Below are 25,619 nucleotides of genomic sequence, written 5' to 3' on the forward strand. Positions count from 1 at the left end.
GCTCATAACCTGAAGGTCGTAGGTTCAAATCCTACTCCCGCAACCAACAATTTTTCTTACTAAGCGCAGCGAATTAGAAAAATGTTGCCCCGGACCCGATCCGGGGCCCACGCAGTCCAAATAAAAAGCTATAATTCAGGTCCCCTCGCGGGGCCTTTTTTGTTGCCTGGTGTGGGCCTTGGATTTTAACCCCGTTCAGCCGGAGCCGCGAAGCGGCGGAAACCATGGCGAAGCCACGAAGTCCTACTTTCATAGTTATCCGAAAAGACCTGCATTTTCTCGAACAAAGTTATGTTTTCGAAACGGCGATTCTCGGCACGAAGCCTCGTGCTTTCAAATCCGCCGATTTTATGTCTTATTCCAGTGATGCGGGGGCTGTGTTGAATGGCAAGAATTGGGTGGAATGCGGACTGTCCGTTTTTTCAGACGGAAGTCGGCAACAAGTCGTTCGTTCAGCTTCTGACTTGAGATAGGGCGACTCGGTTCCCTTCGCTGTCTTCAAATTCGGCAACAAAACCGGCTTCACCGATATCCTTCTTTTCATAGAGGATTTTTGAGCCGCGCTGCTTCGCGTTTCGCAGAACCACATCGATGTCAGGAACGTCGAAGTAGATAATTGCGCCGTCTTTCGATGGTTTGTAGGCATCCCCCTTCGCAAGGGCACCGCTAGCACCTGCTGCACCGTCGGCACGCGGGAAAAATGCCATATCGTAGCCGTCAACTTCTTGCCGCGTAAGTAGGTAGCCAAAGACGCCCTCATAAAAATCTTTAGCCCGGCTCATGTCGTTTACTGGTATTTCGAAATGAAAGACGGGATTGCCCATGGCACGTGCTTCCTGTTTGTTTTGACTCATATTCTGATTTTCGCTCTTAGCGTTGCAAGCGGCCATCATCAACGCAACAGCGACGATGACGACAAATCTCCAAAGACGTGCAGTCGATCCCATAATCCGCGTATAGATCATCTCATCGAGTGACTCAACGTCCCGAAAAGTTGTCGTGCGTAGAATGGCAGCGTATTCCATTGATCGCGCCCCACGCTATCCCGTCGGCACGAGCATTAGTTTGAAACTTACTCTTTCGCGCAGCCGCCGCTTTGAGTAGCCGGAGGCTGCGCAGTGTTAGCTTGCGCCATAGCTCCGACTGAACGATACATAACTTATGCCACGGACTGACCCTTTCCATCTGATTCTGGCTAACAATCTGCTGCAGAATATCATCAATTTCACGGTCTGGTTCTCGGTGACTTTCTGGGCTTTTCTGGAAACGCGATCGGTTTTCGTTACAGGGATGGTTGGCGGCATCTATCTATTTTTGACCGCTACGTTCGCGATCTGGTTTGGCAGCTTGGTGGATCATCACCGTAAGAAGCGGACCATGCTGGCTTCTAGTGCGGGGTCCTTCCTGCTCTATGCGCTGGCGTTTGCAGCCTATTCACTAACACCGAATAAGGAATTAGTACTGATTGATGGTTTAAGCTTTTGGGGTTTTATCCTTCTTGTGATGCTAGCCGTGATCTGCGGTAACATCCGTATGATAGCGTTGCCGACGCTGGTAACAGTGCTGATCGACGAAGACAGGCGTGACAAAGCTAGTGGGTTGGTTGGCATGGTAAACGGGATGGGGTTCCTGCTAACCTCAGGCATCAGCGGCTTTCTCGTCGCATGGGACGGAATTCGCGGCACGCTGGTGCTGGCGATCATTTTCACCGCACTTACTTTCCTCCATCTCTTCACAGTGCACATTGATGAGCCGGAGCCGTCCTCATCCGTGCCGGGCGAGCTCAAGGAGGTTGATCTCAAGGGAACCGTACGTGTAATCAAAGCAGTGCCTGGACTGGTTGCGCTGATCCTGTTCTCGACTTTTAACAATCTTCTCGGCGGCGTGTTTATGGCGTTGATGGACGCCTATGGTCTGTCACTCATGGAAGTGCAGGAATGGGGCCTCCTCTGGGCATTCGCCTCCAGTGCTTTCATCGTCAGCGGGCTGGTGATCGCAAAGATCGGTTTAGGTAAAAACCCGTTACGCACGCTGCTGCTGGCAAACCTGATCACTTGGGCCGTAGCGTCTATATTCACGATCCAGTCGTCGATTTTGCTTCTCGTTGCGGGCAGCGTGATTTGGATGTTCTTTGGCCCATATGCCGAAGCAGCCGAACAAACGACGCTTCAAAAGGTGGTGCCTTACGACCGGCAGGGACGGGTATTTGGTTTCGCGCAATCAGTTGAACAGTCTGCTGCACCTTTGACCGCATTTCTGATCGGCCCCCTCACGCAGTTTCTGGCGATCCCGTTTATGACGAATGGGGCTGGCGCCGAAGCGATTGGCCATTGGTTCGGCACCGGCCCTGATCGGGGCATGGCTTTGGTTTTCACAGCAACCGGCATGCTCGGCGTCATGCTGACGCTGCTCGCGCTGGGTTCGCGATCATATCGCCAGCTTTCAGGCGCATATGCAGGCGTAGAGATTAAGTCCACCTAATAAAGACGCAGTGGCGATCCCCAAAGAATAGGCACCGGCCGGTGGTCGGCCAAAGCTGAATGTAGTCCTGTTTCAGCTTGGTGGATCCAGCTGGGGAACGGCGGCTTATGGGTCGTGTCCGGTCAGTCCGCTTCGGCTAACAATTGTCTGAAAGGCGATGCTCGATGCAGCGTAAAACCGTTATCAAGGCATCGGCCTGTTCCGACGGCTGTTCAACCTGGTTGAAGCGCGCGCTCGTGCCACGCCCGAACCGCGGCTTTGGGTGCATGCCAACTTGTTGGCGCAATCTGCCTTTGCCGCTGTTGGCTTTTCCATTACGGAACATCCGGTCGTGCCGATTGGCGATGAGGATTTTAAACCGGCTTATATGGGAAAGCCGCTATAAGCTGCGCCGCCCTACCCCTACCACCACCATCTCCTTCAAAGCACAGCATTTCTTGACAAAGCGCCACATTTGCCCGCATGTCTAGCGCATCGAATACGGGGGTCGCATATCCATGAACGACGAGCCATTACAACCGCATAGCGCCTTTCGTTTCCACGGAAGCTGGCAAGAATTTGCGCGCATTGCCTTTCCCAATTTGTTGCTGACCATTGTCACGCTTGGCATTTACCGTTTTTGGGCGACGACGCGTGAGCGGGAATATTTGTGGGGCAAGACCGAATTCATTGACGAACGTCTGGAGTGGACGGGTCGCGGGATTGAGCTTTTTGTTGGATTTGTCTTCGCGTTTTTGCTCATCGGCTTGCCGTTCATTGTCATTCAGTTGGTGTCACAGGGCCTGATTTTTCAGGGCGCGCCAGTGTTGGCTGGCCTGTTGACGTTCGCGATGTTTCTGTCTTTATTCTACCTCACGGGCGTCGCTTATTTCCGCGCCCTGCGCTACCGCCTGAGCCGCACATATTGGCGCGGTATTCGTGGCGGCAGCGATGACCCCGGTTTCCAATATGGGCTAGCCTATATGTGGAAAACCGTCCTTGGCTGGTTGCCAATATTCTTGATGGTGCCATGGGCGATGATATCCTTGTGGAATGACCGGTGGAACGCCATGAGCTTTGGCCCGCACCGTTTCAACGCAAATGCGGAGTGGACGCCGCTGATGAAGCGGTATTTATTATTCTATCTCGTGCCGTTTGTCATTTTGATCGGGGGCGCGATTCTAGGGTTTAGCATGGCGGCATCGGGCGACATGGCCGACGTTTTGGGCGGTACGGGCATGGCGATTGGCGCTATCGTCGCCATTGTTGCGCTGCTGTCGGGTTACCTCATCATCCCGCTCGTCGCGTTGATATTCTATAGCAAATATTTCCGCTTGGCGGTTGGTGGCTTGCGGTTGCACACGCTGGAATTCGAATTTCGCGCGCGCGCTGTGGACTGGGTGCTGTTCTTCTTGGCCAACATGGTCATCATCATCTGCACCTTGGGCATCGGCTATATCTTCATGCCTTATCGCAACTGGAAATTCTTGTTCGACCATATGGAAGCCTATGGCGAGATCAATGTTAACGAGCTGACCCAGTCCGAAACGGTCGTGACAAAACATGGCGAAGGCTTGCTTGATGCCTTTGATGTGGGGGCAATCTAAACGATGTCCGCTTTCTTCGACGCTGTGCATTATGACGGCCAAAGCGCCGTTAAGCGCACGGTGGAGGTGCAGGTCATTGGTCAGCAATTTTATTTGTTGGAGACTGAACGGCGCAGTGGCCCTTTTGCCTTTGCCGACGTCGCATATGTGACAAAGCAGGGTGAGGCCGATGTCTATGGCCTTGATGGTCGCGATGGCTGGCGGCTGACGCTGTCGGGGCCAGTGCCGTCGGAACTGACCGCTTTGCTGCCTGCGCCGCGTAAATATGGCGGATGGGTGGACCGGCTTGGGCTGGGCAAGGCCGCAATTGCCTTCACCTTGACCAGCGCAGCGGCGATTGCGGTTGTGTTGTTCAGCCCCCAATGGCTGGCGCCGTTGATCCCCGATAGTGTGGACGACAGGCTGGGTGACGCATTGGTTGGGGATTTTGGTGGGCGCTTTTGCCATATGCCAGCGGGGGACGCGGCGTTGAACAAGCTGGTGGCATCGCTTGACGATGCACCGCAAGATTTGCGGGTGGAGGTGGCCAATATCGACATGCTGAACGCGGTGGCCTTGCCCGGCGGCAATGTCATATTGTTCGATGGTCTGTTGAAACAAGCGCGCACGCCCGATGAAGTTGCAGGCGTCTTGGCCCATGAAATCGGCCATGTGCGGCAAAAACATGTGATGCAGGCGCTGCTGCGGCAAATGGGCCTTGCGGTAGTGCTGGGCGGTGTGGATGATAATAGCGGCGCTGTGGTCAACAATATTCTCGCGATGAGCTATAGCCGCAATGCCGAGGCGGAGGCCGATGCACATTCCATGAAGGTGATGGGCAACGCCAATATCTCGCCTGTGGGCACGGCGTCCTTCTTTGACCGTCTGTCCCGGTTAGACGGCAGCGCAGGGACGTTGAAAGACAATGCGGGAATTACGGGCTATCTCTCCAGCCACCCGCTTTCCGTGGCGCGCAAAGACGCGTTTGAAAAAAGCATCGTCAAAGGCAAAAACTACAAGCCAGCGCTGACGCCAGCGGAGTGGACCGAGCTGAAAACCATGTGCACGCAAGACCGAAAGGTAAAATCGGGCTTGGGCTTTGATTTTAATTAGCGATCACGTTACACCAAGGGCAATTGCCCACCGCCGCATTCGATAAGGAAATCCCGACATGTTCAACCGCCTGTTTGTCGATCATCCCAAAAGCGTCGATGAAAATTAAGGTGAACATTTCCGCGTCGCAAGCCGCTTTGGCTTTACGATGATTTGGGGCGGGATGAAGACGCTGGTGCATGCGGTTATCCCCGGCCTATGCATCACATCGGGCAGCGATACGGTGAAGCGGTTGAACCATATCATGGTCGCGCCGCCTAAAGGGGCAGGATGTGACGCAAATGATGACCGTCGACTGGGTGATCTGACGCTGCCTGAACACCCCGCTCAGTTTGTCACGCGCGCCGATGGCGTTCGCTTGGCCTATCGGCATTTGCCGGGGTGTGGGCCGACTTTGGTTTTCTTGCCCGGTTATAAATCCGATATGCAAGGCGGCAAGGCGCAGGCACTGGCGGCATGGGCGGCGGACAAAGGCGTGGCTTTGCTGCGTTTGGATTATTCCGGCTGCGGTGAGAGCGCGGGCGTATTTGAGGATGGCACGCTTGATATCTGGCGCGATGATGTTCTGGCGGTGCTGGCCGAGGCGAACATTGGGCCTATTATCTTGATTGGTTCGTCGATGGGCGGGTGGCTCATGCTGTTGGTGGCCGAGGCGCTGGGCGATCAAGTCACCGCGATGGTCGGCATTGCTGCGGCCCCCGATTTTACCGATTGGGATTTTGACGACGCTGATCGCGCGACCATCGCCGCCACCGGGCGCATCGAACGCCCCAGCGATTATGGCTATGACCCGGTGGTGATCACGAAGGGTTTTTGGCAATCGGGGCAAAGCAACCTGCTGCTAAACGGCGCGGTCGGCATTGATTGCCCCGTGCGGTTGATCCACGGGCAATGCGACCCCGATGTGCCGTGGGAGACGTCTGTTAAGCTCGCGCGCGCGCTTCGTTCATCCGATGTGCAGACGATGTTGTTAAAGGATGGCGATCACCGGCTTTCACGGGATCAGGATATTGCTGTGCTGATCGATGTTGTCACAAAGCTGGCCTGCTGAACTGTTCCGGAGCGTCCATGCTGCATTTCCTTCCATTCCTACTGCAACTGTCCGCGCCTGCCGCTGCGCAACCGCTCCCGACATTGGACGAGGTGCGGTTCACCGAATGCCTGACGCTTGCCGGCAAAGACCCCGCTTCGGCGATATCCAGCGCCAGCCTATGGGCGCAACAAAATGGCGGTTATCTTGCGCGCGCCTGCCATGGCTTTGCGCTGGCGACCGATTTCAAATTTGACTTGGCATTGCCGATGCTGACTGAGGCAGCGACATTGGCCGAGGCAAAAGGCGACCCCCGCGCCGCGCGGTTTTGGGCACAAGCGGGTAATGCGGCCATCGCGGCGGGGCAGGCCGAGGTCGCTATCGACGCGCTCGGCAAAGCGCTGGCGTCTAAAACCCTTGATAACAACGCGCGCGCCGATAGCGAAGTTGACCGCGCGCGGGCATTTGTGGCCTTGGGCAAAAGCGCCGATGGTGAGGCCGCCTTGGCAACCGCGCGGCAGTTGGCACCCGAAAATGGCGCGGCATGGTTGCTGTCGGCAACCCTGGCCCGGCGATTGAACAAATTGCCCGATGCGCTGGCCTTCATTCAAACCTCGGCTGCGTTGCTGCCCAGCGATCCGGCAGTGGCGTTGGAGGCGGGCAATATCGCCATCGCCGCAGGGGACGACAACACTGCGCGCGCGCAATGGGAACAGGTCATCAGAATCGCACCCAATAGTCGGCAAGCCGTGACTGCAACGGCACAGCTTGCGGCTTTAGCGGCGGCGACACCTGCACCCAAGGATGAGGCGCAATCCAGATAAGTGCGCGCCGCCCTCGCGTGCGTGGACAGCGGCCAAGGTTAATGGCATTGACGGAAACAACGCGCTTTTGTGAATGGAATGAAAATGCCGACAACCTATCTGCACAGCATGATCCGGGTCACTGACCCCGACGCGACGGTGGCTTTTTTCAAGCTGATCGGGCTGGAGGAAGTACGCCGCTTTGACAGTGACGCAGGCCGCTTCACACTTATCTTTTTGGCGGCACCGGGGCAGGCAGGCCTTGCCGAGGTGGAGTTGACGCACAACTGGCCGCCGGCGGATGGCAGCACGCCGGAGGCGTATTACGGCGGACGCAATTTTGGCCATCTGGCCTATCGCGTAGACGACATTTACGCGACCTGTCAGCGGCTGATGGATGCAGGGGTGACGATCAACCGCCCGCCGCGCGACGGGCATATGGCCTTTGTACGGACCCCTGACGGCATTTCTATTGAGCTGCTGCAAGACGGTAATCTTGCCCCTGCGGAACCATGGGCGAGTATGCCTAATATAGGGGCGTGGTGAATATGCTTGAGATCGTGCGGATCCCTGTGCTGTCGGACAATTATGTCTGGCTGGTGCATGCGGCGCAAAGCGGGGAGACTCTCGTGGTCGATCCGGCGGTAGCAGCGCCTGTCTTGGCGGCGGCCGAGGCGCGTGGGTGGACGATCACGCAGATATGGAACACCCATTGGCATCCCGACCATGTCGGCGGCAATGCCGAGATTAAGGCCGCGACGGGATGCGTCATCACGGGGCCGGCGGGCGAAGCCGAGCGGATACCGACGCTGGATAGGCATGTGCGCGGCGGGGATGTCGTGCAGTTAGGCGACCTGCGCGCGACCGTGATCGATGTGCCCGCCCATACCGCTGGACATATCGCTTATCATTTCGCCACCGAGCACGCCGCCTTTGTTGGCGACACCCTGTTCGCGATGGGATGTGGCCGATTGTTCGAAGGCACCGCAGCGCAAATGTATGATAATATGCGCAAGTTGGAGACTTTGGGCGACGATACCGCGATTTATTGCGCGCATGAATATACGCTCAGTAACGCCCGCTTTGCGGTGACGGTCGAGCCGGACAATGCCGAGCTTGCCGTGCGGTTGGCCGATGTCATTGCCTTGCGCGAACGGGGTGAGGCGACGGTGCCAACGACGATTGCGCTGGAACGTGCAACCAACCCGTTCATGCGCGCCGCGTCGGTTGAGGAGCTCGCCACACGCCGCGCCGCCAAGGACGCGGCCTAAGGTTTCAATGAAAATCACGTGACTTGGGCAAAAGGCGGACGTCACGCGGATGGCCGTGGCGCGGGTAAATGGGCTGAGCAAATTCGTCTGACCGGCTGAGCGGCACATTGGCATCATGGTCATGCGACAGACGCTCAAGCTCATACGATCGGTCGGTTATCGTCGTCGCCATGAGGTGCACCACGCCTTCTTTGCTGCGCTGCACCTCGCCTTCAATCACCATCAACCGTGACGCCATGACGGCGCGGCGCTGCCGTTCTAACAGGCGCGACCATAATAATGCATTGGTGACGCCGGTTTCATCCTCAATCGTGATGAAAATGGCATTGCCCTTCCCCGGCCTTTGCCGCGTCAGGACAACACCGGCGGTTTTAACGCGCGTGCCATGCTTTGCCGCATCGGTCTGCGCGCAGGTCAATATGCCCTCGGCAGCAAACAGGTCGCGTAAGAACGCCATCGGGTGCCCCTTTAACGACATCCGCGTCATGTGATAATCGGCGGCGACATGTTCGCTGGCGGGCATGATGGGCAAGGCGATTTCCGGCTCCTGCGCCAATTCCCGCGCATCTGCCGCTGCAAACAAGGGCAGTTCATCCGATGGTGTCCGCCGCGCCTCCCATCCAGCCTCACGCCGGTCAAGGCCAAGCGAGCGCAAGGCATCGGCATCCGCCAGCAAGTGCAAAGTACGCGGTGGTAACTTTGCCTTGCGTGCCAGCGCCTCCAACGAAGCAAAGGGCCGCGCGGCTTCAATGGCCAAGGCCCAATCTTGCTGAAATCCAACAATTTGCCGCAAACCAAGCCGCAAGGCACCTGCCTCAATAATATTATCCCAATTGCTGAAATTAACATCAATGGCGCGGACATCGACCTTGTGCCGCCGCGCATCCTGCACAAGCTGTGCTGGCGCGTAAAAACCCATTGGCTGCGAATTGAGCAAGGCGGCGGTAAAAATCGCGGGATGATGGCATTTCAACCAAGACGAGACATAGACCAGATGGGCGAAAGCCTGCGCATGGCTTTCGGGAAAGCCATAGCTGCCAAAGCCCTCAATCTGCTTGTAACAACGTTCGGCAAAATCCTGCTGATAGCCGCGCTGCACCATACCATTGATCATCTTGTCCTTATATTCGGGCATAGTGCCTGAATTGCGGAAGGTTGCCATCGCACGGCGTAAGCCATTGGCCTCGTCGGGTGTAAATGCGGCGGCGACCATCGCTAGCTTCATCGCCTGTTCCTGAAACAACGGGACGCCACATGTGCGGTACAAGATATCGTGCAGTTCATTGGGGTCATGCGGCGGTGCGGGGGAGGGATATTCGACCTTCTCCTCCTTATTACGTCGGCGCAGATAGGGGTGGACCATGTCGCCTTCAATCGGGCCGGGGCGCACAATAGCGATCTGGATGACAAGGTCGTAAAACGTCTTGGGCTTAAGGCGCGGTAGCATGTTGATCTGCGCGCGGCTTTCGACCTGAAAGGTACCGATGCTGTCGCCCTTTTGCAGCATCGCGTAAACCGCTGGATCTTCGGTCGGAACACTGTCCAAGCTATAATCTCCGCCGCCTGTCTGCCGCAGCATTTCGAAGCTTTTGCGGATGCAGGTCAGCATACCCAATGCCAATATATCGACCTTCAACAGGTTCAGCGCGTCGATATCGTCCTTGTCCCATTCAATGAAGGTCCGGTCCGCCATTGCGCCATTGTGGATCGGCACGGTTTCATCAAGCCGGTTTTCGGTGAGAACATAGCCACCGACATGTTGCGACAAATGGCGTGGAAAATCGAGCAACTGGCCGACAAAGGCATGCAGCCTGGCGATGTGCGGGTTGTCTGGATCAAACCCCGCCTCAATCAACCGCGCCTCGGGCAAGTCCCTGCCAAAGCTGCCCCAGACGGTACCCGCCAGACGCGCTGTGACATCTTCGGTTAGGCCAATAGCTTTGCCGACCTCGCGCACGGTGCTGCGCGGGCGATAATGGATGACCGTTGCGGCAATGCCTGCGCGGTGTCGCTTAAACCGGCGATAGACATATTGCATCACCTCTTCGCGCCGTTCATGTTCGAAATCGACGTCGATATCGGGTGGCTCATCGCGCTCTTCGGATAGAAAGCGCGAGAACAATAAATTATTGGCCACAGGGTCAACCGATGTGATGCCCAATAAGTAGCAAATCACCGAATTGGCGGCGGAGCCACGGCCCTGACATAAGATCGGCGGGTCTTGCGAACGGGCGAACTGAACAATGTCATGCACCGTCAGGAAATAGCAGGCATAATTTTTCTGGCGCACCAAAGTGAATTCTTCGTCCAGCGCGCGGACCCATTTGGGGGGAAGGCCATCGGGGTGCCGCCGTTCGGCTTCGCTGCGCACAAGATGTTCAAGCCAGTCCTGCGGCGCCCACCCGCTGGGTACCGGCTCATTGGGATATTCATATTTCAACTGGCTCAGGTCAAATGCAATCTGGTTCAGGAAGTGCGCCGTCTCGGCAATCGCCTCCGGCGCGCGCGCAAATAGCCGCGTCATTTCGGCGGGTGATTTGAGATAGCGTTCGGCATTGGCCTCCAGCCGCGTTCCAGCCTGATCCACCGACACGCCCAAGCGGATCGCGGTCAGGACATCATGCAGTGGCCGCGCCGTTATATCGGCATAGAGCGCATCATTGACCGCAAGGATAGGCACGTCGCATTGCTTGGCGCGCGCGCGCTGTTCCTCAAGCCTGCGCATGTCCTTGCCTCGGCCATGCATCATTATGCCAAGCCAGACCCTGTCCGGCGCAAGCTTTTTCAGCCGGAGCATTACCTCGTCCAAATCGGCGGGCGTGGTTTCAACCAACCGCAATTTCTCGCCGCTATCGGCATGGCTATATTCGACGGGCTTTTTATGCGGGTTGGTCTCTTCTGCGGTCGACTGCGGCAATATGATCAGGAGCAAATCCTCCAGATATCCGGCCAGATCATCGAAGCGCAATATGCACCCACCCTTGTTGGACCGCATATTCCCGACCGTCAGCAACCGCGTCAGCCGTCCCCATCCCTTGCGGTTTTTAGGATAGGCGACAATATCCGGCGTACCATCGGCAAAGACCAAGCGGCTACCCGTAACCAGCCGAAAGGCAGGGGGAAGCGCATTTTCGGCCTTGGCTTTTTTGACCGCTACCCAAGCACGCACCACGCCGGCAACGCTGTTCCGGTCGGCAATGCCAATGGCGCTCAGGCCAAGCGCGGCGGCCTGAAGTACCATGTCCGCTGGATGCGATGCCCCGCGTAAGAAAGAGTAGTTGGTCGCCGCAACCAGCTCCGCATAAGCAAGGATATACGTCACGCGAACAACCCATGCAGATACCAGATCGGCGCATCGGTTTCGGAATATAGGCCATGGCGGAATAGCCAGAAGCGCCGCCCCTCGCTGTCCTCCACGCGATAATAATCGCGCGTTGGCCCGCCTTTGCTTTGTTCATGCCCCGCCTTGCGCCGCCACCATTCGGCGGCAATGCGTTCGGGGCCTTCATAAGCGACAATATGATGCAGGCTTTTGCGCCAGCGGAACTGGCGCGGCGGGCCATCGGGGATAGAGGCTAGCGCCTCCACACGCTGCGGTGTTTCAAACAGGCGGAAGGGCCGCATGGGCGGTTCCGCTTCGGCGGGCTTTGGCCAATCCTTTTGTGGCTGGCCGGATTGCGCGGCGCATTCAACCACGGCGCGTTCGGGAATGTGGCTGTTGCGTTCTTCAAAATAGCGCACGCGGTCGCGGCCCAGCCTTACGCTCAACCGGTCAATCAACGCCTCGGTTTGGGCGGACCTGTCGACTTTCGTGTCCAGCCCCGCCTGTGATGGCAGTAAAATATCCGCAGTTGGCACCGTCAATTGAATGAGGTCATAGCCAAACCCGGGGTCAAGTGGGTCGGACAGGGCGTCAATGCGTTCGCGGATCAACCGCATCAACAAGGCGGAATCCCGCGTCGGCGCGCCTGTGTCGACGGCCAGTCGGGCGATATGGCCATCGCTTCGAAACAGGCTGACTTCAAAGCGGCGGCCACCTTGGCTGCGGTCATTCAGTTGCGCGGCGGCTTTGCCCGTCAGCGTTGCGATGGTATCGAGGACGTCATGGGTGCGCGATATGGGTTCAGCGAAGTTTTGCGTGACGCTGACGACGGGCACATGACGGCGCGGCGTAATGCATGCGTCCTCCTCCTCCAATAGCCGCGCCAGTTTGACGACAGTCGCCTTGCCAAAGCGTGCGGCAAAAGCTTTGCGTGGACGGCAGGCAAGGTCCTGCAATGTTTTTAGGCCAGCGCGGCGCAATGCCTGATGTACCTTGTCTCCGGCGTCCAATGCCTCGACGGGCAAGGCGTGTATGGCCTGTTTGGCATAACGCGCCTTGGCCCGCGCGCTGTCGGGTGTGGCGCCCAAGGCTATCTGTCCCGTGAGGCCATGGCGACGCAACCGTTGCTTCAAATCCTTGGCCAGCCGGACTTCGTGACCGTCGAAGGGATATGTGCATCCGGTGATATCAATCAACAGCCCTTGCGGCGGGTCAATCATGCAGGCTGGGCTATAACGCTCGCACCCATCCGCTAGCCAGCCCAGCAAATCGAGGTCCGCCGCTGGATCATGATCAAATACCGCCAGTTCAGGCACGCGGGCACGCGCATCGGCCAGTGCGATACCTCCGCTTAAACCAAGCGCAAGCGCCGCCGAATCACATGCCGCCAGCCGCATGGCGCCGCGCTGCTTTTCGACCATCGCGAAAGGTGTATCAGGCGCGGAACCTTTGCTGCGGATCAGCCTCTGTGTCGGTAACAGGGGCAGAAAGACCGCCAGATAGCGGCGTGTCAAAAAAGCTTCGTGTTGCATGATCCCAGGTCACTCGTGCCGCAAAAGATGCTGTGCCACCGCGATGGCGCAGAAGGTTGATGTCAAAGGTTGGAAGGCCAGGCGCATTGCCCAGTAACGGTACCGACGGTGCAGAACATATCCGCCAGCGCGTGCTGGCCGCACTTGGCATTGGCACAGCATCGCCGCGTACCAGCAAGGCCAATACCCCGCTTTCCGCCGCCGCCAGCGCCAGACGCCGTGTCGATGTAAGATCAACCAAGCGGGCATTGCCATGTGTTTCGAGAATGACGGCGTTCGCCGCCTTTGACCGGATGGCATCGGCCGCAGCGCGCAGGGCATCGCGCAAATCCGCAGTCTGGACCAGAAATATCCGTGCAGGATTGCCGCCCATCGCCGACAACCCCAACGGATATAGCCGCCCGGACGTCTGGCGTTCTTTATCGCCTGTTACCCAAAATATGCCCGCATCGCTTTCGGGCAATCGCCATGCCAGCAACAACGCAAAGGCCGCTGCGGCATGTGAATCTGCCTTAGCTCCGCCAAAAAATTCATGCAGCCCAGCCTGCGTTATTCCACCGCGCAAGTGTTCGTCGACCTCAGCCGCGCCGATGGGCAATAAGGGTTGCGACGCGTTCGGCTGATATTGCCTCCATGCATTGGGCACAGAAGAAAAAGTCGCTTTTGGTAGAATCGCCTTTATGTTCATGTTTTGTTCTATACTGCATTTTGCAGCAATGTGGAGTCAGCTTTTTTCTCCTGAAATGATTTGGCATGTCGTTACATAGTAACCGGGATGCGCCGCCCCGATGTTTGCACCATTTTCCAACCCGGAATTATTTGCCCGGGCCAGAAAATTGCGGTCATTGGGATGGCCTTATTCCTAATTATAAGGCATGCGATTGCGCGCCTAAGGGCCAAACATGCCCTCGTGCGCACTTTCTCAAATCAAATACTACGTCCCAAGCCAGTGTCTCATCCGGATGGACCGGAGCAAGGCAACTGGCCTGAAGCCGACGTTTATCGAACGGTTACCGTCACCGCACGGCGGTTCTGGGCCCAGGACTGTTCGTCCGAACCCAATGCCGATGGCCGTTCCTTGCCATAGCTAACGGTCTGGATACGGCTCGCGTCGACACCAATGGAGGTCAGATAGTTTTTGGCGGAGTTGGCGCGGCGCTCACCAAGCGCGAGGTTGTAGTCGCGCGTACCGCGTTCGTCCGCATGACCTTCGACAATGGCGCGTGTGCCAGGATATTGGGCCAACCATTGCGCCTGACGCTGCAACACGGCCTGGTCTTCTGCATCAACGTTGAAACGGTCGGTTTCAAATAGGATGCGGTCGCCGAACTGGCCAACCTGTTGCAGGAAATCTTCTTGGCTGCCCGGAACAATCTGGCTGGTTGGGGCAATCGGGGCAGTCGGCGTCTGGCCATAGTCAGTGCCTTCTGCAGCGGGCGGCAGAACTTCGACCGTTTTCTTTCCGCAGCCTGCGACAAGCGCGGTCGATACCAGCAATATGGCGGCCATTTTGATCGTATTTGTCTTCATGATATTCTCCTTCGCTCGAAAGCATTTCGGTATAAACATAACAGTGAAACGTCCTTAAGGCAATACAGGTCCCCATGCTGGGTCTGAACCATCGATTGGCGTGGGCAATTGTCGTTCGTTGGAACCAGTAAGGTCCACTTGCCAGATGCTTGTTTTACCACTTCCCTTTGCCGTGCGGAAGAACTGAATGACGCGGCCATTTGGCGCCCATGTCGGTGCTTCGTCCTGCCAGCTATCGGTGAGCAAGCGTTCGCCTGAGCCATCTGGACGCATCGTGCCAACGCGAAAGTCGCCAGCGATGCGGGTAAAGGCAATCAAGTCAGCGCGCGGGCTCCATTCCGGCGTCGCATAGCGGCCGGAACCAAAGCTGATGCGGCGTTGATTGCTGCCGTCGGCGTTCATCACATAGACTTGCTGGCTGCCCGAACGGTCGCTTTCAAACACGATCTGGCGGCCATCGGGGGAAAAGCTGCCGCCGACATCAATGCCGGGCGAGCTGGTCAGCTTTACAGGCGTGCCATTGCCGCTGGCTGCAATTTTATAGACGTCGGTATTTCCCGACACGGCCATCGAATATAATATTGTCTGGCCATCGGGCGACCAACGCGGCGCGAAAGTCGGGCTTGTGGACTGGGTAATCAGGCGCTGACGTCCGGCATCAATGTCATAGACGTAAATACGCGGACTTCCGTCGACATAGGACAGATACAGGATCGATTTGTAATTGGGCGAGAAGCGCGGTGTAAGCGCTGTCGACTGGCCATTGGTGATGAAGCGGTGGTTTGCGCCATCCGAATCCATGATCGCAAGCCGCTTTATTCGTTTATTCTTTGGCCCACTCTCGGCGATATAGGCGATACGGCTATCGAAAAAGGGAAGCTCACCCGTCAGCCGCGAATAGATCGCATCGGCGCATTTATGCGCGGCCCTGCGCCATTCGCGCGGCGGCACGTTAAAGCCAAGACGGGTGGTTTCATTGCCAAAGCCGACATCATATAAATAACAGCCAACGGTCAGGTTGCCATCGCCACCAACACGGACAAAGCCTTGTACCAATTGTTCAACGGGGCGCGATTTCCAATAGTCAAATTGAGGTGTTGCGACCTCAGGCAAGGTGATGGCCCGCAATCCGTTTGGCCCCTGCGTTTCAAAGACGCCCGATGCGCGCAAGTCTGACGAGATTACCTCAGCGATCTGGCGGCCAAGCGCCAAGCTGTTGCCCGCTGCCGTGTCGGTAGGCGCGGGCGCGACCAAAGCGGGCACGGCGATGGAACGGGTTTTCGAGGTGTCGAATTCGACCAATTCGGGCTCATCCAATGCAGGCGCAGCAGCCGGCGGCGTTTGCGCGATGGCGGCTTGTGTGCCCAAGATGAAAAGCACGAAAGACGCCAGTTTCCGGTTGCGTGCGAAGAGTGACATATATCTCATTCCTTTATCCCGTAGCGCGCAAACGCAGCGCGTGGGTTTTCCAAACGTCATAATATTCTGGGTCAAGCCCACTATAAGGCGACGCTGCACGCACCGCCTGCAAGATGCAATCTTTCAAAGGTCCTGCTTGCGGCTGGTTGCTGCCGTTGAGGCCCATATGCTTGTCAAAGCGGACCGAGGTCAGTTTGCCTGTCGGTTCGAGGTTCAATGTCACAAAGGTTTCGATCTTGTTGATGTCGATACCCGATGGCGCACAAGCGCGCACGCGGCTGCGGATTTGACCAGCGATGCTGATACTGACCGATCGGCGCACTTCGGCCGCGGTTTTGGCTGCAGGGGTTCCAACGGCCTTGCCCGCGCCGGGGGCCTTGCCAATATTGTCGATGCTGTCGAGAAAGCTTCGGCTTAGCCCGCTGGGCTTGGCTGGCGTTGTGCCCTTGCCACTGACTGCTGCTGCCTTGGCAGGGGGCTGCTTCACAGGCTCTTTCTTTACCGCGACCTTGGCAACAGGCGGCGCAGCTGCCGGCTTCACAGGCTTTGAAACAGGCTTGGCCTGCGGCTTCTCCACCGGCTTTGCGATTTGCATTATGGGTGTTGGGGCAGGTGGGGACTCTGCCGGCGCAGTGTCACCTGGGGCAGGTGGCGCAGAATCCTCTTGGATTGCATCGGGCGCAGTGGAGACATCGGCAATTTCGCCCACCAACGATACGGAAATAGACTCTTGCTTAGGCGCAGTCTTTGCAGATGCCAGCAGGCCAAGCGCAAATGCGCCAAGCAAGAGGGCATGGCCGCCAACCGCCACGCCAAGTCCCAGTTTCTCCGCCCGATCCATTGCCATCTTGTTAGCTGTCGTTTGCTGAACCGGTGGTGACTAGGCTCACGCTGTTCAATCCAGCGCGGTTCAATTCGCCCATGACGCGCATCATCTGACCATAGCTGATCGCCGTATCGCCGCGCAGCATGATCTGGCGCGGGGCTTCAGGTGTCTGCGCAGCGGCGATTTCTTCCAACCGTACCGCAAGCTCTGCGGGCGTAACTTCTGTGCCGTCGATGAAGGTCACGCCATCGCGGTCGATTGCAATTTCAATGGGTTCATCCTTTTGATCCAGCGCGTTGGCGCGGCTTTCTGGAAGCTCGACAGGCACGCCTGTCACCAGCAAGGGTGCGGTGACCATGAAGATGATGAGCAAGACCAGCATGACGTCGACAAAGGGCGTGACGTTGATGTCCGCCATCGGCGCGCGCCTGCTCCCCCGCCTGCGCCTGCGTCCGCCACCACCGTTTGATGATGTGTTCATCGCCATCTTTAACCCTCAAGCTCCAATTCACGGCTCAACGTGCCGTGAAAGCCATCGGCAAAGCGCCCCATGCGTGCCTCATATTGGTTCAGCCGGTGTGAGAAGCGGTTATAAGCGATGACCGCAGGGATTGCGGCGAACAGGCCGATTGCGGTAGCAAACAACGCCTCGGCAATGCCCGGTGCCACAACCGCAAGGCTGGAATTCTGTTCCGCCGCAATCGCCGCAAAGCTGCGCATGATGCCCCAAACGGTTCCAAACAGGCCAACAAATGGCGCAACCGATCCCGTGGTCGCAAGGAAGTTCAAACGATTGGCAAGACGGTCGGTTTCTGCGGCAATGGTCGCATCCATTGCGGTGGCAAGCCGCTCGCGCGTTCCGGAACGGTCAATGCTCTTGCCATTGGTCGATAGCCGCCATTCGGCCATACCTGCGGCAAACACCTTGGCCACGGGCAATTCATTCTGGCTATGTGTTTTGGCGAACGCCGCGATGTCGGAACTGCCCCAAAATTCGCGCTCAAATGTGTCGCTCTTCTTGTTAATACCGGACATTTTTACGGTGAAGCTGAGGATGATTGTCCATCCCCAGACGCTGGCCAGCGCGAGGCCAATGATGACCGACTTGACCACCAAATCGGCATCCAGAAACAGTTTGATTGGTGAAAAACCCACATTTTGGGTCGCGATGAGCAGGTCCATGAATATCCTATTCTGCGTGTCTGTTGATAATAGGCTGGAACGCCGCAACCCATTGCGCAGGTTGCCGGCGCGGTTTGCCGTCTGGTGAAACAAAGGCCGCAGTTACCTGGGCCTCGGTTAGTATGTCGTCGCCGCGCATGACGGTTTGATGAATGTCGCAACTGGCCGCGCGCACCGCTTCGACCGTGCTGATGACCACCAGGGCATCGTCAAAATGCGCAGGGCGGCGATATTTGATATGCATTTCGGTAACCGCATAGGCGCCTTGGTCCGCCGCATGCACCGTGCGCTGGTCAATGCCAACGCAAGCGAGCATGTCCGAACGCGCGCGCTCCATGAAGTGCAGATAGCGCGCATGGTAGACGACGCCCGAAAAGTCGGTGTCCTCAAAATAAACCCGCACGGCAAACATGTGCCGCGCGCCGTCAAAATGGCCATGATAGGGAGTAGGGACGGTCATCAATGAAATGCTTAACCGTTGTGGAGTCCGGCGGGAAGAGTTTTTAGTTTGCGTGAGCTCAATTGGTCGCCTGAAGGACTCCGCACAACGTTACACGTCAAATAATCCGTCTTGTGATCCGGCTGGCGGATTTAGGCCAAGATGCTTCCAGCCCGGCGCATTGAGGCAACGGCCCCGCGCCGTGCGCGCGATCAGGCCCAATTGCAGCAGATAAGGCTCAACCACATCCTCGATTGTGTCGCGCGGTTCCGATAGGCCAGCGGCAAGCGCCTCAACGCCAACAGGGCCACCGCGATAGATATCCGCGATCATGTGCAAATAGCGCCGGTCCATCGCATCAAGGCCAAGCGCGTCCACTTCAAGCCGGTTGAGCGCGCCATCCGCAATTTTGGCGGTGACGACGGGCTCGCCTGCCACATTGGCAAAGTCGCGCACGCGGCGGAGCAAGCGTCCGGCAATACGCGGGGTGCCGCGCGCTCGCTTGGCAATCTCGTTCGCGCCATCGGGGGCAATGCCCAGATCCAGCAACCGCGCCGCGCGGGTGACAACCAGTTCAAGCTCTGCATGCGTGTAAAAATTGAGCCGAACCGGAATGCCGAAGCGGTCGCGCAATGGCGTGGTCAGCAACCCTTGCCGCGTGGTTGCGCCAACAAGGGTGAACGCCGGCAAATCGATGCGCACAGACCGCGCCGACGGGCCTTCGCCGATCATGATATCCAGCGCACGGTCCTCCATTGCGGGATACAGAATTTCCTCGACCACGGGGCTTAAGCGGTGGATCTCGTCAATGAACAGGACGTCGCCATCTTCCAAATTGGTCAACAACGCCGCCAAGTCACCCGATTTGGCGATGACGGGGCCGGACGTCGCGCGGAAACCCACGCCCATTTCCTTTGCGACAATCTGCGCCAATGTTGTCTTGCCAAGCCCTGGGGGTCCAAAGAACAGCACATGGTCCAATGGCTGCCCACGACCCTTTGCCGCCTCAATAAACACCCGCAAATTGTCCCGCGCCGCAGCCTGACCGATGAACTCGGCAAGCGTTTTGGGCCGCAAGGCGGCGTCGATATCTTCTGGCCGCTTGTCCGGCGTGGTGAGGCGGTCGTCGCTCACCGCGACGCCCTCTTCAACGCCAGTCGGACCAATGCATCAAGCGTGGCATCGGGGCCCAATTCTTCGACAGCCAGCGCCACGGCGCCCCCCGCCTCGCCGGGCTTGAAGCCCAGATTGCCGAGCGCCGACATTGCGTCTTGTGCGTGGTTGCCAGCCGCGGCACCTGTTGCCATCAGCTTCGCGCCGCCGCCGATGCCCGCGAGTGCGCCGACCTTATCCTTCAATTCATTGACGATGCGGCTGGCAAGTTTCGGGCCAACACCATTGGCGCGCGAGACCATCGCCGCGTCACCGCTGCCGATGGCGAGGGCCAAGTCCTGAGGTTCAATCGCGGACAATATCGCCAGCCCGACCTTGCCGCCTACACCCTGCACGCCCGTCAGCAAGCGGAACCAGTCGCGTTCTTCGCGCGTGGCAAAGCCGATGAGGCGCATGTCGTTTTCCGACACCTGCATTTCGGTAAAGACGGTGGCAAAATCATCCGTCTTGCCCAATGCCGATAATGTCCGCGCGCTGGCCTGCACCAGATAGCCAACGCCATTGACGTCGATTACCAGATGGTCAACGCCCGTTTCGTCAATGCGGCCATATAGCTTTGCAATCATTCTCGCGGGTTAGCTGTTCGTTACCAAATCGGCAAGCAAAAGAGAACATCGTGGGAACAGGGGCAGCAAATCTGCGTGAACCCATTAACCCCTGATATGATGCGCATGGGTGATGGCCACCGCCAACGCGTCCGCCGCATCCTGCCCCGCAAGTTTTAACCCCGGGAGCAGTATGCGGAGCATCGCCTGCACCTGCTCCTTTTCCGCCTTGCCCGTGCCAACAACGGATTTCTTCACCAACCGCGCGGCATATTCGGTTACGGGCGTGTGGTTGCGCGCTGCACCCAAAAGCACCACGCCACGCGCTTGCCCAAGCTTCAGCGTCGATTGCGGGTTTTTGTTGACGAACACTTCTTCGACCGCGGCATAATCGGGACGAAAATGGTCAAGTACGGCCCGCAGTTTCTCGTCGAGCATCACCAGCCGGCTCGCCAATGGCATTTTGGCGTCGGTTTCAATTTCACCATTGTCGATATGCGACAGGCGGTTGCCTTCCTTACGGATGACACCCCAGCCAGTGGTCCCAAGGCCGGGGTCGAGACCCAAAATAATCATGACGACATCATCATCCCAGCTTCGCCATCACCTCGTCGGACACATCGAAATTACCCCAGACGGTCTGAACATCGTCGTCGTCTTCCAAAGCGTCGATCATTTTTAGCAGGGTAGCGGCATTGGCTTCGTCCACCTCGACCAGAACTTGCGGTTTCCACGCAAGCTTCGCGCTTTCGGCCTCGCCAAGCGTCGCCTCGAGCGCCTTGGCGACTTCATGCAGGCTATCCATCGCGGTCCAGATGCTGTGTTCGTCTTCGCTTGATTCCACATCTTCCGCGCCGGCTTCCAACGCGGCTTCAAACACGCTGTCGGCGTCGCCTGCATTGATCGAATAGGTGATTAGGCCCATCCGGTCGAACCCATGGCTCACCGCGCCCGATGCGCCAAGATTGCCGCCATTTTTGCTAAATGCCGTGCGCACATTGGTCGCGGTGCGGTTACGGTTGTCGGTCAATGCCTCAACGATGATCGCAACGCCGCCGGGGCCATAGCCTTCATAGCGCATTTCATCGTAGCTTTCCGCGTCGCCGCCTGCTGCCTTGTCGATCGCACGCTGGATATTATCCTTGGGCATAGATTGCGCCTTGGCTGCGTTGACGGCAAGGCGCAGACGCGGGTTCATGTCGGGATCGGGCATGCCCATTTTCGCCGCAACGGTTATTTCGCGCGAAAGTTTGGAAAACTGCGCCGAACGTTTCTTGTCCTGCGCACCTTTACGATGCTGGATATTCTTGAATTTGCTATGGCCTGCCATGGCTCTGCTCTTCTCTGGCTAAAGGATAGGATACCGCGCCCTTACATCAGGCGCACGCCATTGGGCAAGCCATGTGCTTTAACGCAACTCCACCGAAGTCGCTGACGACGTTGCCATCGTCATTTATCCGTCGTCAGGTCCTGATCAAGACGGCGACGGGGTACTGCTGCGGCGTTACGCGAGGCCAAGAGCCGATTTATAGGTGTCGAGGATTGCTTCCATTTCCTGACGATCGTCTTGGGTCATTTTGCGTAAACGCACGATCTGGCGCATGATTTTCGCATCATAGCCTTGGCTCTTGGCTTCGGAATACACATCGCGGATGTCGTCGGCGATGCCCTTTTTCTCTTCTTCCAGACGCTCGATGCGCTCAATGAAAAGACGCAGTTGATCGGCTGCGATATTGCCTTCGGCCATTATATTCTCCCTGTGGTGTTGGTTGGGGGCAGAGGCCCCGAATCAAGATGACAGCGCCTTAATGCGAAGGGGCGTTTTTCGCCACGCTTTCCTGCATGCGTTGCAATTGCGCGGGCGTTGCTTCGCTTTGATATTTTGCTTTCCATTCCGACGCTGGCATGCCGTGGATCAGCGTGCGCGCTTCATCCTTGGTTAGCTGTCCGTCGGCTTCCATCACCCAGTCGGCCAGGCAATTGCGGCAAAATCCGGCTAGGCCCATCAAATCGATGTTCTGCGCATCATGCCGGTGTTGCAGATGTGCGACGAGGCGGCGAAATGCCGCGGCGGCGGCGGCGTCTGAAATGTGCGTGTCCTGTTGCATAGCTATGCGCCCTTTCCGTTGTTGATGTGCCGCGTTATGGGGAAGGTGAACGTCAAAATCCAGATCGCGGAGCCAATTTCATGCAATATCATAAGCCACGCATGCGCAAGGTCCGCATATTGGCGACATTGGGCCCAGCGAGTGACACGCCAGAAATGATCGAAAAGCTTTTCCGTGCAGGCGCAGATGCTTTCCGCGTCAATATGAGCCATGGCGAGCAAGCCGATAAAGCGCAGCTGATTGCCAATATCCGCGCGCTGGAAAAGGCGTATAACCGGCCGACAACCATATTGGTTGATCTACAAGGCCCCAAATTGCGCGTGGGAAGCTTTGCCGAGGGCAAGGTTGAACTGCACACGGGCGACAGCTTCCGATTGGATACGGACCCGACGCTGGGGGATGCGCACCGCGTACATCTGCCGCACCCCGAAATTTTCGCAGCGTTGGAAGTGCATGCACGGCTGTTGCTTGACGATGGCAAGCTTGTGTTGCGGGTGACCGAGATTGGCCCCGACCATATTGTAACGAAGGTCGAGGTTGGCGGGACGTTGTCGAACCGCAAGGGCCTTAATGTTCCGGACGTTGTGATCCCGATTGCCGCGTTGACCGAAAAGGATCGCTCGGACCTCGCTTTTGCCTTGGAGCAGGGGGTGGACTGGGTCGCCATGTCCTTTGTCCAACGGCCAGAAGATGTCGCCGAAGGCAAGAAGCTGATTGGCAATAAGGCGGCTTTGCTGGCCAAGATCGAGAAGCCTGCCGCCATCGGGCGGTTGGAAGAAATCATTGAATTGGCCGACGGCGTGATGGTCGCGCGCGGCGACCTTGGTGTGGAAATGCGCCCTGAACAAGTGCCGCCCTTGCAGAAGAAGATTGTGTCGACCGCGCGGCGCATGGGTAAGCCGGTGGTCGTGGCAACGCAAATGCTGGAATCGATGATCGTCTCGCCATCCCCCACCCGCGCCGAGGTTTCGGACGTTGCCACGGCAATTTACGACGGCGCAGATGCCGTGATGCTGTCTGCGGAAACTGCGGCCGGGGCGTGGCCGATTGAGGCGGTGTCGATCATGGACCGAATCGCGCAAGAGGTTGAAGGCGACCCTGATTTCTTCAAGCGCATCCATTTTACCGAAACACCAGCAGATGGCACCACCGCCGATGCCTTGGCCGAGGCCAGCGGGCGGATTGTCGACATGGTTGAAACCAGCGCGATCGTCTGCTTCACCTCATCGGGCTCCACTGCGCGCCGGATATCGCGCGAACGTCCTTCTGTGCCGCTTCTTGTATTGACGGCAAGTCAGTCGACCGCGCGCCGTCTTGGCTTATTGTGGGGTGCCTTTGCCGTGCGGACCAAGGACATTGGGTCGTTTGAGGAAATGGTCGCCAAGGGTAAGCGCATGGCGCTGCGCTATCATTTGGGTGTTGCAGGTGGCCGCATCATTATTATGGCAGGCGTGCCTTTCGGGACGCCGGGATCAACCAATATGCTGCATATCGTGCGCCTGACAGGTGACGAATTGAAGAACCATTAAGACTGTGCGACTTGGCTAAGGCAACAAAAGGCTGCTGTCGCCATAGCTATAGAACCGATATTCGTTGGCGATCGCATGCGCATAAGCCGCTTGCATCGTCTCGCGGCCCATCAACGCGCTGACCAGCATGAACAGCGTTGATTTCGGCAGATGGAAATTGGTCATCAGGCCGCCAATCGTCTTGAATCGGTAACCCGGTGTGATGAAAATGTCGGTGTCGCCTTCAAAGGGGTGCACGACGCCCTGTGCATCCGCTGCGCTCTCAACCAGACGGAGCGACGTTGTGCCAACCGCGATCAAGCGCCCGCCAGTTGCGCGTAAATTGTTCAACCGATTGGCCGTTTCGGCGTCAATGCTGCCCCATTCGCTATGCATCCGATGTGCGTCAGTGTCGTCGGCCTTAACGGGCAGGAATGTGCCCGCACCCACATGCAGCGTTAGCGTCGCCGTTTCGATACCTGCCGCTTGGACCGCGTGCATCAATGCCGGCGTGAAGTGCAAAGAGGCCGTGGGCGCGGCAACGGCGCCATCCTTTTGCGCGAACATCGTCTGATAATCTTGCGCATCGCGTGCGTCGGTCGGGCGCTTGCCCGCAATATAGGGCGGTAAAGGCATAGTCCCTGCACGTTGGAGCAAGATTTCGACAGGTTCATCGCCTTCGAAATACAGCGTGAAGCTGCCGTCGTCATGGCGTTCTTCGGCCGTCGCGCTAACGCCATGACCAAACTCAACGCTGTCACCGGGGTGCAAGCGTTTGGCGTTGCGGATAAAGGCTTGCCAGCGGCGCAAGTCGATCCTTTTGTGCAGCGTTGCACCGATGGTCGCATCCCCGCGCCGTCCCTGAAGCTGCGCCGGAATAACCCGCGTATCGTTGAAGATGAGGCAATCGCCCTTGCGCAACATTGCCGGCAGGTCACGTACGGTCTGGTCGTTTAGGTCGCCCCCAGCGCCAACGCGCAGCATTCGCGCCGAATCCCGGGGCGCAACAGGGCGCAGGGCAATCCGCTCGGGCGGAAGCTCGAAATCAAATAAATCAACACGCATGGAACGCAGGGTCCGATTAATTGCCGCCCAGCTGGTCTAAGGTAATCGCCGCCTCAGGCACCACGGCAGCGACCGGCGCAGCAAAGGCCGGCGCCGCGACATTATCAGACGCTATTGATGCTTGAATGACTGTGCTTGGGTTCACTGGCGGCTCACCGCGCTCAATCGCGTCCACAAACTGCATGCCCGAGGTTACACGGCCAAAGGCGGTGTATTTTTTATCAAGGCTGAAGCGGGGTTGGAAGCAAATGAAGAACTGGCTGTTGGCTGTGTCGGGTTCATTCGTGCGCGCCATCGAGACGGTGCCGCGCAAATGCGGGGTGTCGTTAAATTCTGCCTTAAGGTCGGGAAGCTCGGATCCACCCTGGCCAGTACCCTTGGGATCACCCGTTTGCGCCATGAAGCCATCGATCACCCGGTGAAAAATAACGCCGTTATAAAAGCCTAGCCGTGTCAATGTCTTGATGCGCTCGACATGCGCCGGGGCGACAGCGGGAAACATTTGAATGGTCACCCGGCCGCCGGTGGACAAATCTAGCACCAGCATGTTTTCTAGATCCGGCGCAGTTGGCGCTGATACGGGCGCGGTAGTTTGCGCCATGGCCGGAGACAGCGCCGCAGCAACGATGCCGAGCAAGAGAATAGTCAGCTTTGAAAATACCGAACGAAGGGACATGAATTGCGTGCCTCAGAGAACTGGATGACTA

Annotated in this window: 27 protein-coding genes; 8 read left to right on the forward strand and 19 right to left on the reverse strand. The window is 57.6% G+C overall.

Annotated elements, in window-relative coordinates; translation table 11 throughout:
* Nucleotides 1-452: 452 nt before the first annotated feature.
* Nucleotides 453-1,025 (reverse strand): VOC family protein, encoded by a 573-nt coding sequence (locus Q0N43_RS08430; protein ID WP_295445298.1) that lies wholly within the window; start codon nt 1,023-1,025, stop codon nt 453-455.
* A 136-nt stretch (nt 1,026-1,161) separates the two neighbouring features.
* Between Q0N43_RS08430 and Q0N43_RS08435 the strand changes: the two genes are divergently transcribed.
* The 3 genes from Q0N43_RS08435 (at nt 1,162) to Q0N43_RS08445 (ending at nt 5,159) form a co-directional block, all read left to right on the forward strand.
* Complete coding sequence (locus tag Q0N43_RS08435) at nt 1,162-2,481, forward strand: MFS transporter (RefSeq protein WP_295445301.1); 1,320 nt, start codon at nt 1,162-1,164, stop codon at nt 2,479-2,481.
* 497 nt (nt 2,482-2,978) lie between these two features.
* Nucleotides 2,979-4,067, forward strand: a complete 1,089-nt coding sequence (locus Q0N43_RS08440; RefSeq protein WP_295445304.1) for a YjgN family protein — start codon at nt 2,979-2,981, stop codon at nt 4,065-4,067.
* Nucleotides 4,068-4,070: 3 nt separating this feature from the next.
* Nucleotides 4,071-5,159, forward strand: coding sequence for a M48 family metallopeptidase (locus Q0N43_RS08445; RefSeq protein ID WP_295445307.1), 1,089 nt, complete (start codon nt 4,071-4,073; stop codon nt 5,157-5,159).
* On the opposite strand, the gene Q0N43_RS08450 is transcribed toward Q0N43_RS08445, so the two are convergent.
* Nucleotides 5,152-5,277, reverse strand: a complete 126-nt coding sequence (locus Q0N43_RS08450) for a hypothetical protein (protein WP_295445309.1) — start codon at nt 5,275-5,277, stop codon at nt 5,152-5,154. The two genes, Q0N43_RS08445 and Q0N43_RS08450, sit on opposite strands and share 8 nt — an antisense overlap.
* Nucleotides 5,278-5,322: 45 nt before the next feature.
* Between Q0N43_RS08450 and Q0N43_RS08455 the strand changes: the two genes are divergently transcribed.
* The 4 genes from Q0N43_RS08455 (at nt 5,323) to gloB (ending at nt 8,263) form a co-directional block, all read left to right on the forward strand.
* A complete protein-coding gene (locus tag Q0N43_RS08455; RefSeq protein ID WP_295445312.1) occupies nt 5,323-6,210 on the forward strand; it encodes an alpha/beta hydrolase in 888 nt (295 codons plus the stop codon).
* Nucleotides 6,211-6,227: 17 nt separating this feature from the next.
* Nucleotides 6,228-7,013, forward strand: a complete 786-nt coding sequence (locus tag Q0N43_RS08460) for a tetratricopeptide repeat protein (protein ID WP_295445316.1) — start codon at nt 6,228-6,230, stop codon at nt 7,011-7,013.
* Between the two features lie 84 nt (nt 7,014-7,097).
* Nucleotides 7,098-7,538 (forward strand): VOC family protein, encoded by a 441-nt coding sequence (locus Q0N43_RS08465; protein ID WP_295445450.1) that lies wholly within the window; start codon nt 7,098-7,100, stop codon nt 7,536-7,538.
* A gap of 2 nt (nt 7,539-7,540) precedes the next feature.
* Nucleotides 7,541-8,263, forward strand: a complete 723-nt coding sequence (gene gloB, locus Q0N43_RS08470) for a hydroxyacylglutathione hydrolase (RefSeq protein WP_295445319.1) — start codon at nt 7,541-7,543, stop codon at nt 8,261-8,263.
* A 4-nt stretch (nt 8,264-8,267) separates the two neighbouring features.
* On the opposite strand, the gene Q0N43_RS08475 is transcribed toward gloB, so the two are convergent.
* The 15 genes from Q0N43_RS08475 to Q0N43_RS08545 all read right to left on the reverse strand — a co-directional run bounded on the left by Q0N43_RS08475 (nt 8,268) and on the right by Q0N43_RS08545 (nt 22,339).
* Nucleotides 8,268-11,585, reverse strand: a complete 3,318-nt coding sequence (locus Q0N43_RS08475) for an error-prone DNA polymerase (RefSeq protein WP_295445322.1) — start codon at nt 11,583-11,585, stop codon at nt 8,268-8,270.
* Entirely contained in the window at nt 11,582-13,117 is a 1,536-nt protein-coding gene (locus Q0N43_RS08480; RefSeq protein ID WP_295445325.1) for a DNA polymerase Y family protein, read from the reverse strand. The genes Q0N43_RS08475 and Q0N43_RS08480 overlap by 4 nt, the downstream gene beginning before the upstream one ends.
* Entirely contained in the window at nt 13,020-13,805 is a 786-nt protein-coding gene (locus tag Q0N43_RS08485) for a hypothetical protein (RefSeq protein ID WP_295445328.1), read from the reverse strand. The genes Q0N43_RS08480 and Q0N43_RS08485 overlap by 98 nt, the downstream gene beginning before the upstream one ends.
* A 311-nt stretch (nt 13,806-14,116) precedes the next feature.
* Nucleotides 14,117-14,632 (reverse strand): peptidoglycan-associated lipoprotein Pal, encoded by a 516-nt coding sequence (gene pal / locus Q0N43_RS08490; RefSeq protein ID WP_295445453.1) that lies wholly within the window; start codon nt 14,630-14,632, stop codon nt 14,117-14,119.
* 69 nt (nt 14,633-14,701) lie between these two features.
* Nucleotides 14,702-16,066: a Tol-Pal system beta propeller repeat protein TolB gene (gene tolB, locus Q0N43_RS08495; RefSeq protein WP_295445331.1), complete on the reverse strand. Its 1,365-nt coding sequence runs from the start codon at nt 16,064-16,066 to the stop codon at nt 14,702-14,704.
* A gap of 13 nt (nt 16,067-16,079) precedes the next feature.
* The gene (locus Q0N43_RS08500) at nt 16,080-16,913 is read right to left on the reverse strand and encodes a hypothetical protein (RefSeq protein WP_295445334.1); all 834 of its coding nucleotides are present in this window, start codon (nt 16,911-16,913) and stop codon (nt 16,080-16,082) included.
* Nucleotides 16,914-16,917: 4 nt separating this feature from the next.
* On the reverse strand, nt 16,918-17,379 hold the full coding sequence (gene tolR, locus Q0N43_RS08505) for a protein TolR (protein ID WP_295445336.1): 462 nt from the start codon (nt 17,377-17,379) through the stop codon (nt 16,918-16,920).
* A gap of 2 nt (nt 17,380-17,381) precedes the next feature.
* Nucleotides 17,382-18,074: a protein TolQ gene (gene tolQ / locus Q0N43_RS08510; protein ID WP_295445339.1), complete on the reverse strand. Its 693-nt coding sequence runs from the start codon at nt 18,072-18,074 to the stop codon at nt 17,382-17,384.
* A 7-nt stretch (nt 18,075-18,081) separates the two neighbouring features.
* A complete protein-coding gene (locus tag Q0N43_RS08515; RefSeq protein ID WP_295445341.1) occupies nt 18,082-18,534 on the reverse strand; it encodes a YbgC/FadM family acyl-CoA thioesterase in 453 nt (150 codons plus the stop codon).
* Nucleotides 18,535-18,624: 90 nt separating this feature from the next.
* Nucleotides 18,625-19,647 carry a Holliday junction branch migration DNA helicase RuvB gene (ruvB, locus tag Q0N43_RS08520; RefSeq protein WP_295445344.1) on the reverse strand — a complete coding sequence of 341 codons (1,023 nt, stop codon included), beginning with the start codon at nt 19,645-19,647 and terminating at the stop codon, nt 18,625-18,627.
* On the reverse strand, nt 19,644-20,252 hold the full coding sequence (gene ruvA, locus Q0N43_RS08525; protein WP_295445347.1) for a Holliday junction branch migration protein RuvA: 609 nt from the start codon (nt 20,250-20,252) through the stop codon (nt 19,644-19,646). The genes ruvB and ruvA overlap by 4 nt, the downstream gene beginning before the upstream one ends.
* An 84-nt stretch (nt 20,253-20,336) precedes the next feature.
* A complete protein-coding gene (ruvC, locus tag Q0N43_RS08530) occupies nt 20,337-20,807 on the reverse strand; it encodes a crossover junction endodeoxyribonuclease RuvC (RefSeq protein WP_295445349.1) in 471 nt (156 codons plus the stop codon).
* Between the two features lie 10 nt (nt 20,808-20,817).
* Nucleotides 20,818-21,561 carry a YebC/PmpR family DNA-binding transcriptional regulator gene (locus Q0N43_RS08535; protein WP_295445352.1) on the reverse strand — a complete coding sequence of 248 codons (744 nt, stop codon included), beginning with the start codon at nt 21,559-21,561 and terminating at the stop codon, nt 20,818-20,820.
* Between the two features lie 174 nt (nt 21,562-21,735).
* Nucleotides 21,736-21,978 carry a DUF2312 domain-containing protein gene (locus Q0N43_RS08540; RefSeq protein ID WP_295445355.1) on the reverse strand — a complete coding sequence of 81 codons (243 nt, stop codon included), beginning with the start codon at nt 21,976-21,978 and terminating at the stop codon, nt 21,736-21,738.
* 58 nt (nt 21,979-22,036) lie between these two features.
* Nucleotides 22,037-22,339, reverse strand: coding sequence for a DUF1244 domain-containing protein (locus tag Q0N43_RS08545; protein ID WP_295445358.1), 303 nt, complete (start codon nt 22,337-22,339; stop codon nt 22,037-22,039).
* An 80-nt stretch (nt 22,340-22,419) separates the two neighbouring features.
* Here Q0N43_RS08545 and pyk point away from each other — a divergent pair, with 80 nt between their 5' ends.
* The gene (gene pyk, locus Q0N43_RS08550; RefSeq protein ID WP_295445361.1) at nt 22,420-23,868 is read left to right on the forward strand and encodes a pyruvate kinase; all 1,449 of its coding nucleotides are present in this window, start codon (nt 22,420-22,422) and stop codon (nt 23,866-23,868) included.
* 15 nt (nt 23,869-23,883) lie between these two features.
* Here pyk and queA read toward each other — a convergent pair whose 3' ends face one another.
* A complete protein-coding gene (gene queA / locus Q0N43_RS08555; protein ID WP_295445364.1) occupies nt 23,884-24,912 on the reverse strand; it encodes a tRNA preQ1(34) S-adenosylmethionine ribosyltransferase-isomerase QueA in 1,029 nt (342 codons plus the stop codon).
* A gap of 16 nt (nt 24,913-24,928) precedes the next feature.
* Nucleotides 24,929-25,588: a peptidylprolyl isomerase gene (locus Q0N43_RS08560; RefSeq protein WP_295445366.1), complete on the reverse strand. Its 660-nt coding sequence runs from the start codon at nt 25,586-25,588 to the stop codon at nt 24,929-24,931.
* Nucleotides 25,589-25,619 lie beyond the last annotated feature (31 nt).

It is taken from the genome of Sphingorhabdus sp. EL138 (genome assembly GCF_945882965.1).
Lineage (GTDB): Bacteria > Pseudomonadota > Alphaproteobacteria > Sphingomonadales > Sphingomonadaceae > Sphingorhabdus_B.

What these genes read in the sequence shown, in the direction of transcription:
- Q0N43_RS08430 (WP_295445298.1), bottom strand. Translation starts at nt 1,025, where the DNA reads ATGGAATACGCTGCCATTCTACGCACGACAACTTTTCGGGACGTTGAG.
- Q0N43_RS08435 (WP_295445301.1), top strand. Translation starts at nt 1,162, where the DNA reads ATGCCACGGACTGACCCTTTCCATCTGATTCTGGCTAACAATCTGCTG.
- Q0N43_RS08440 (WP_295445304.1), top strand. Translation starts at nt 2,979, where the DNA reads ATGAACGACGAGCCATTACAACCGCATAGCGCCTTTCGTTTCCACGGA.
- Q0N43_RS08445 (WP_295445307.1), top strand. Translation starts at nt 4,071, where the DNA reads ATGTCCGCTTTCTTCGACGCTGTGCATTATGACGGCCAAAGCGCCGTT.
- Q0N43_RS08450 (WP_295445309.1), bottom strand. Translation starts at nt 5,277, where the DNA reads ATGTTCACCTTAATTTTCATCGACGCTTTTGGGATGATCGACAAACAG.
- Q0N43_RS08455 (WP_295445312.1), top strand. Translation starts at nt 5,323, where the DNA reads ATGAAGACGCTGGTGCATGCGGTTATCCCCGGCCTATGCATCACATCG.
- Q0N43_RS08460 (WP_295445316.1), top strand. Translation starts at nt 6,228, where the DNA reads ATGCTGCATTTCCTTCCATTCCTACTGCAACTGTCCGCGCCTGCCGCT.
- Q0N43_RS08465 (WP_295445450.1), top strand. Translation starts at nt 7,098, where the DNA reads ATGCCGACAACCTATCTGCACAGCATGATCCGGGTCACTGACCCCGAC.
- gloB (WP_295445319.1), top strand. Translation starts at nt 7,541, where the DNA reads ATGCTTGAGATCGTGCGGATCCCTGTGCTGTCGGACAATTATGTCTGG.
- Q0N43_RS08480 (WP_295445325.1), bottom strand. Translation starts at nt 13,117, where the DNA reads ATGCAACACGAAGCTTTTTTGACACGCCGCTATCTGGCGGTCTTTCTG.
- Q0N43_RS08485 (WP_295445328.1), bottom strand. Translation starts at nt 13,805, where the DNA reads ATGAACATAAAGGCGATTCTACCAAAAGCGACTTTTTCTTCTGTGCCC.
- tolB (WP_295445331.1), bottom strand. Translation starts at nt 16,066, where the DNA reads ATGTCACTCTTCGCACGCAACCGGAAACTGGCGTCTTTCGTGCTTTTC.
- Q0N43_RS08500 (WP_295445334.1), bottom strand. Translation starts at nt 16,913, where the DNA reads ATGGCAATGGATCGGGCGGAGAAACTGGGACTTGGCGTGGCGGTTGGC.
- tolR (WP_295445336.1), bottom strand. Translation starts at nt 17,379, where the DNA reads ATGGCGATGAACACATCATCAAACGGTGGTGGCGGACGCAGGCGCAGG.
- tolQ (WP_295445339.1), bottom strand. Translation starts at nt 18,074, where the DNA reads ATGGACCTGCTCATCGCGACCCAAAATGTGGGTTTTTCACCAATCAAA.
- Q0N43_RS08515 (WP_295445341.1), bottom strand. Translation starts at nt 18,534, where the DNA reads ATGACCGTCCCTACTCCCTATCATGGCCATTTTGACGGCGCGCGGCAC.
- ruvA (WP_295445347.1), bottom strand. Translation starts at nt 20,252, where the DNA reads ATGATTGCAAAGCTATATGGCCGCATTGACGAAACGGGCGTTGACCAT.
- ruvC (WP_295445349.1), bottom strand. Translation starts at nt 20,807, where the DNA reads ATGATTATTTTGGGTCTCGACCCCGGCCTTGGGACCACTGGCTGGGGT.
- Q0N43_RS08535 (WP_295445352.1), bottom strand. Translation starts at nt 21,561, where the DNA reads ATGGCAGGCCATAGCAAATTCAAGAATATCCAGCATCGTAAAGGTGCG.
- Q0N43_RS08540 (WP_295445355.1), bottom strand. Translation starts at nt 21,978, where the DNA reads ATGGCCGAAGGCAATATCGCAGCCGATCAACTGCGTCTTTTCATTGAG.
- Q0N43_RS08545 (WP_295445358.1), bottom strand. Translation starts at nt 22,339, where the DNA reads ATGCAACAGGACACGCACATTTCAGACGCCGCCGCCGCCGCGGCATTT.
- pyk (WP_295445361.1), top strand. Translation starts at nt 22,420, where the DNA reads ATGCAATATCATAAGCCACGCATGCGCAAGGTCCGCATATTGGCGACA.
- queA (WP_295445364.1), bottom strand. Translation starts at nt 24,912, where the DNA reads ATGCGTGTTGATTTATTTGATTTCGAGCTTCCGCCCGAGCGGATTGCC.
- Q0N43_RS08560 (WP_295445366.1), bottom strand. Translation starts at nt 25,588, where the DNA reads ATGTCCCTTCGTTCGGTATTTTCAAAGCTGACTATTCTCTTGCTCGGC.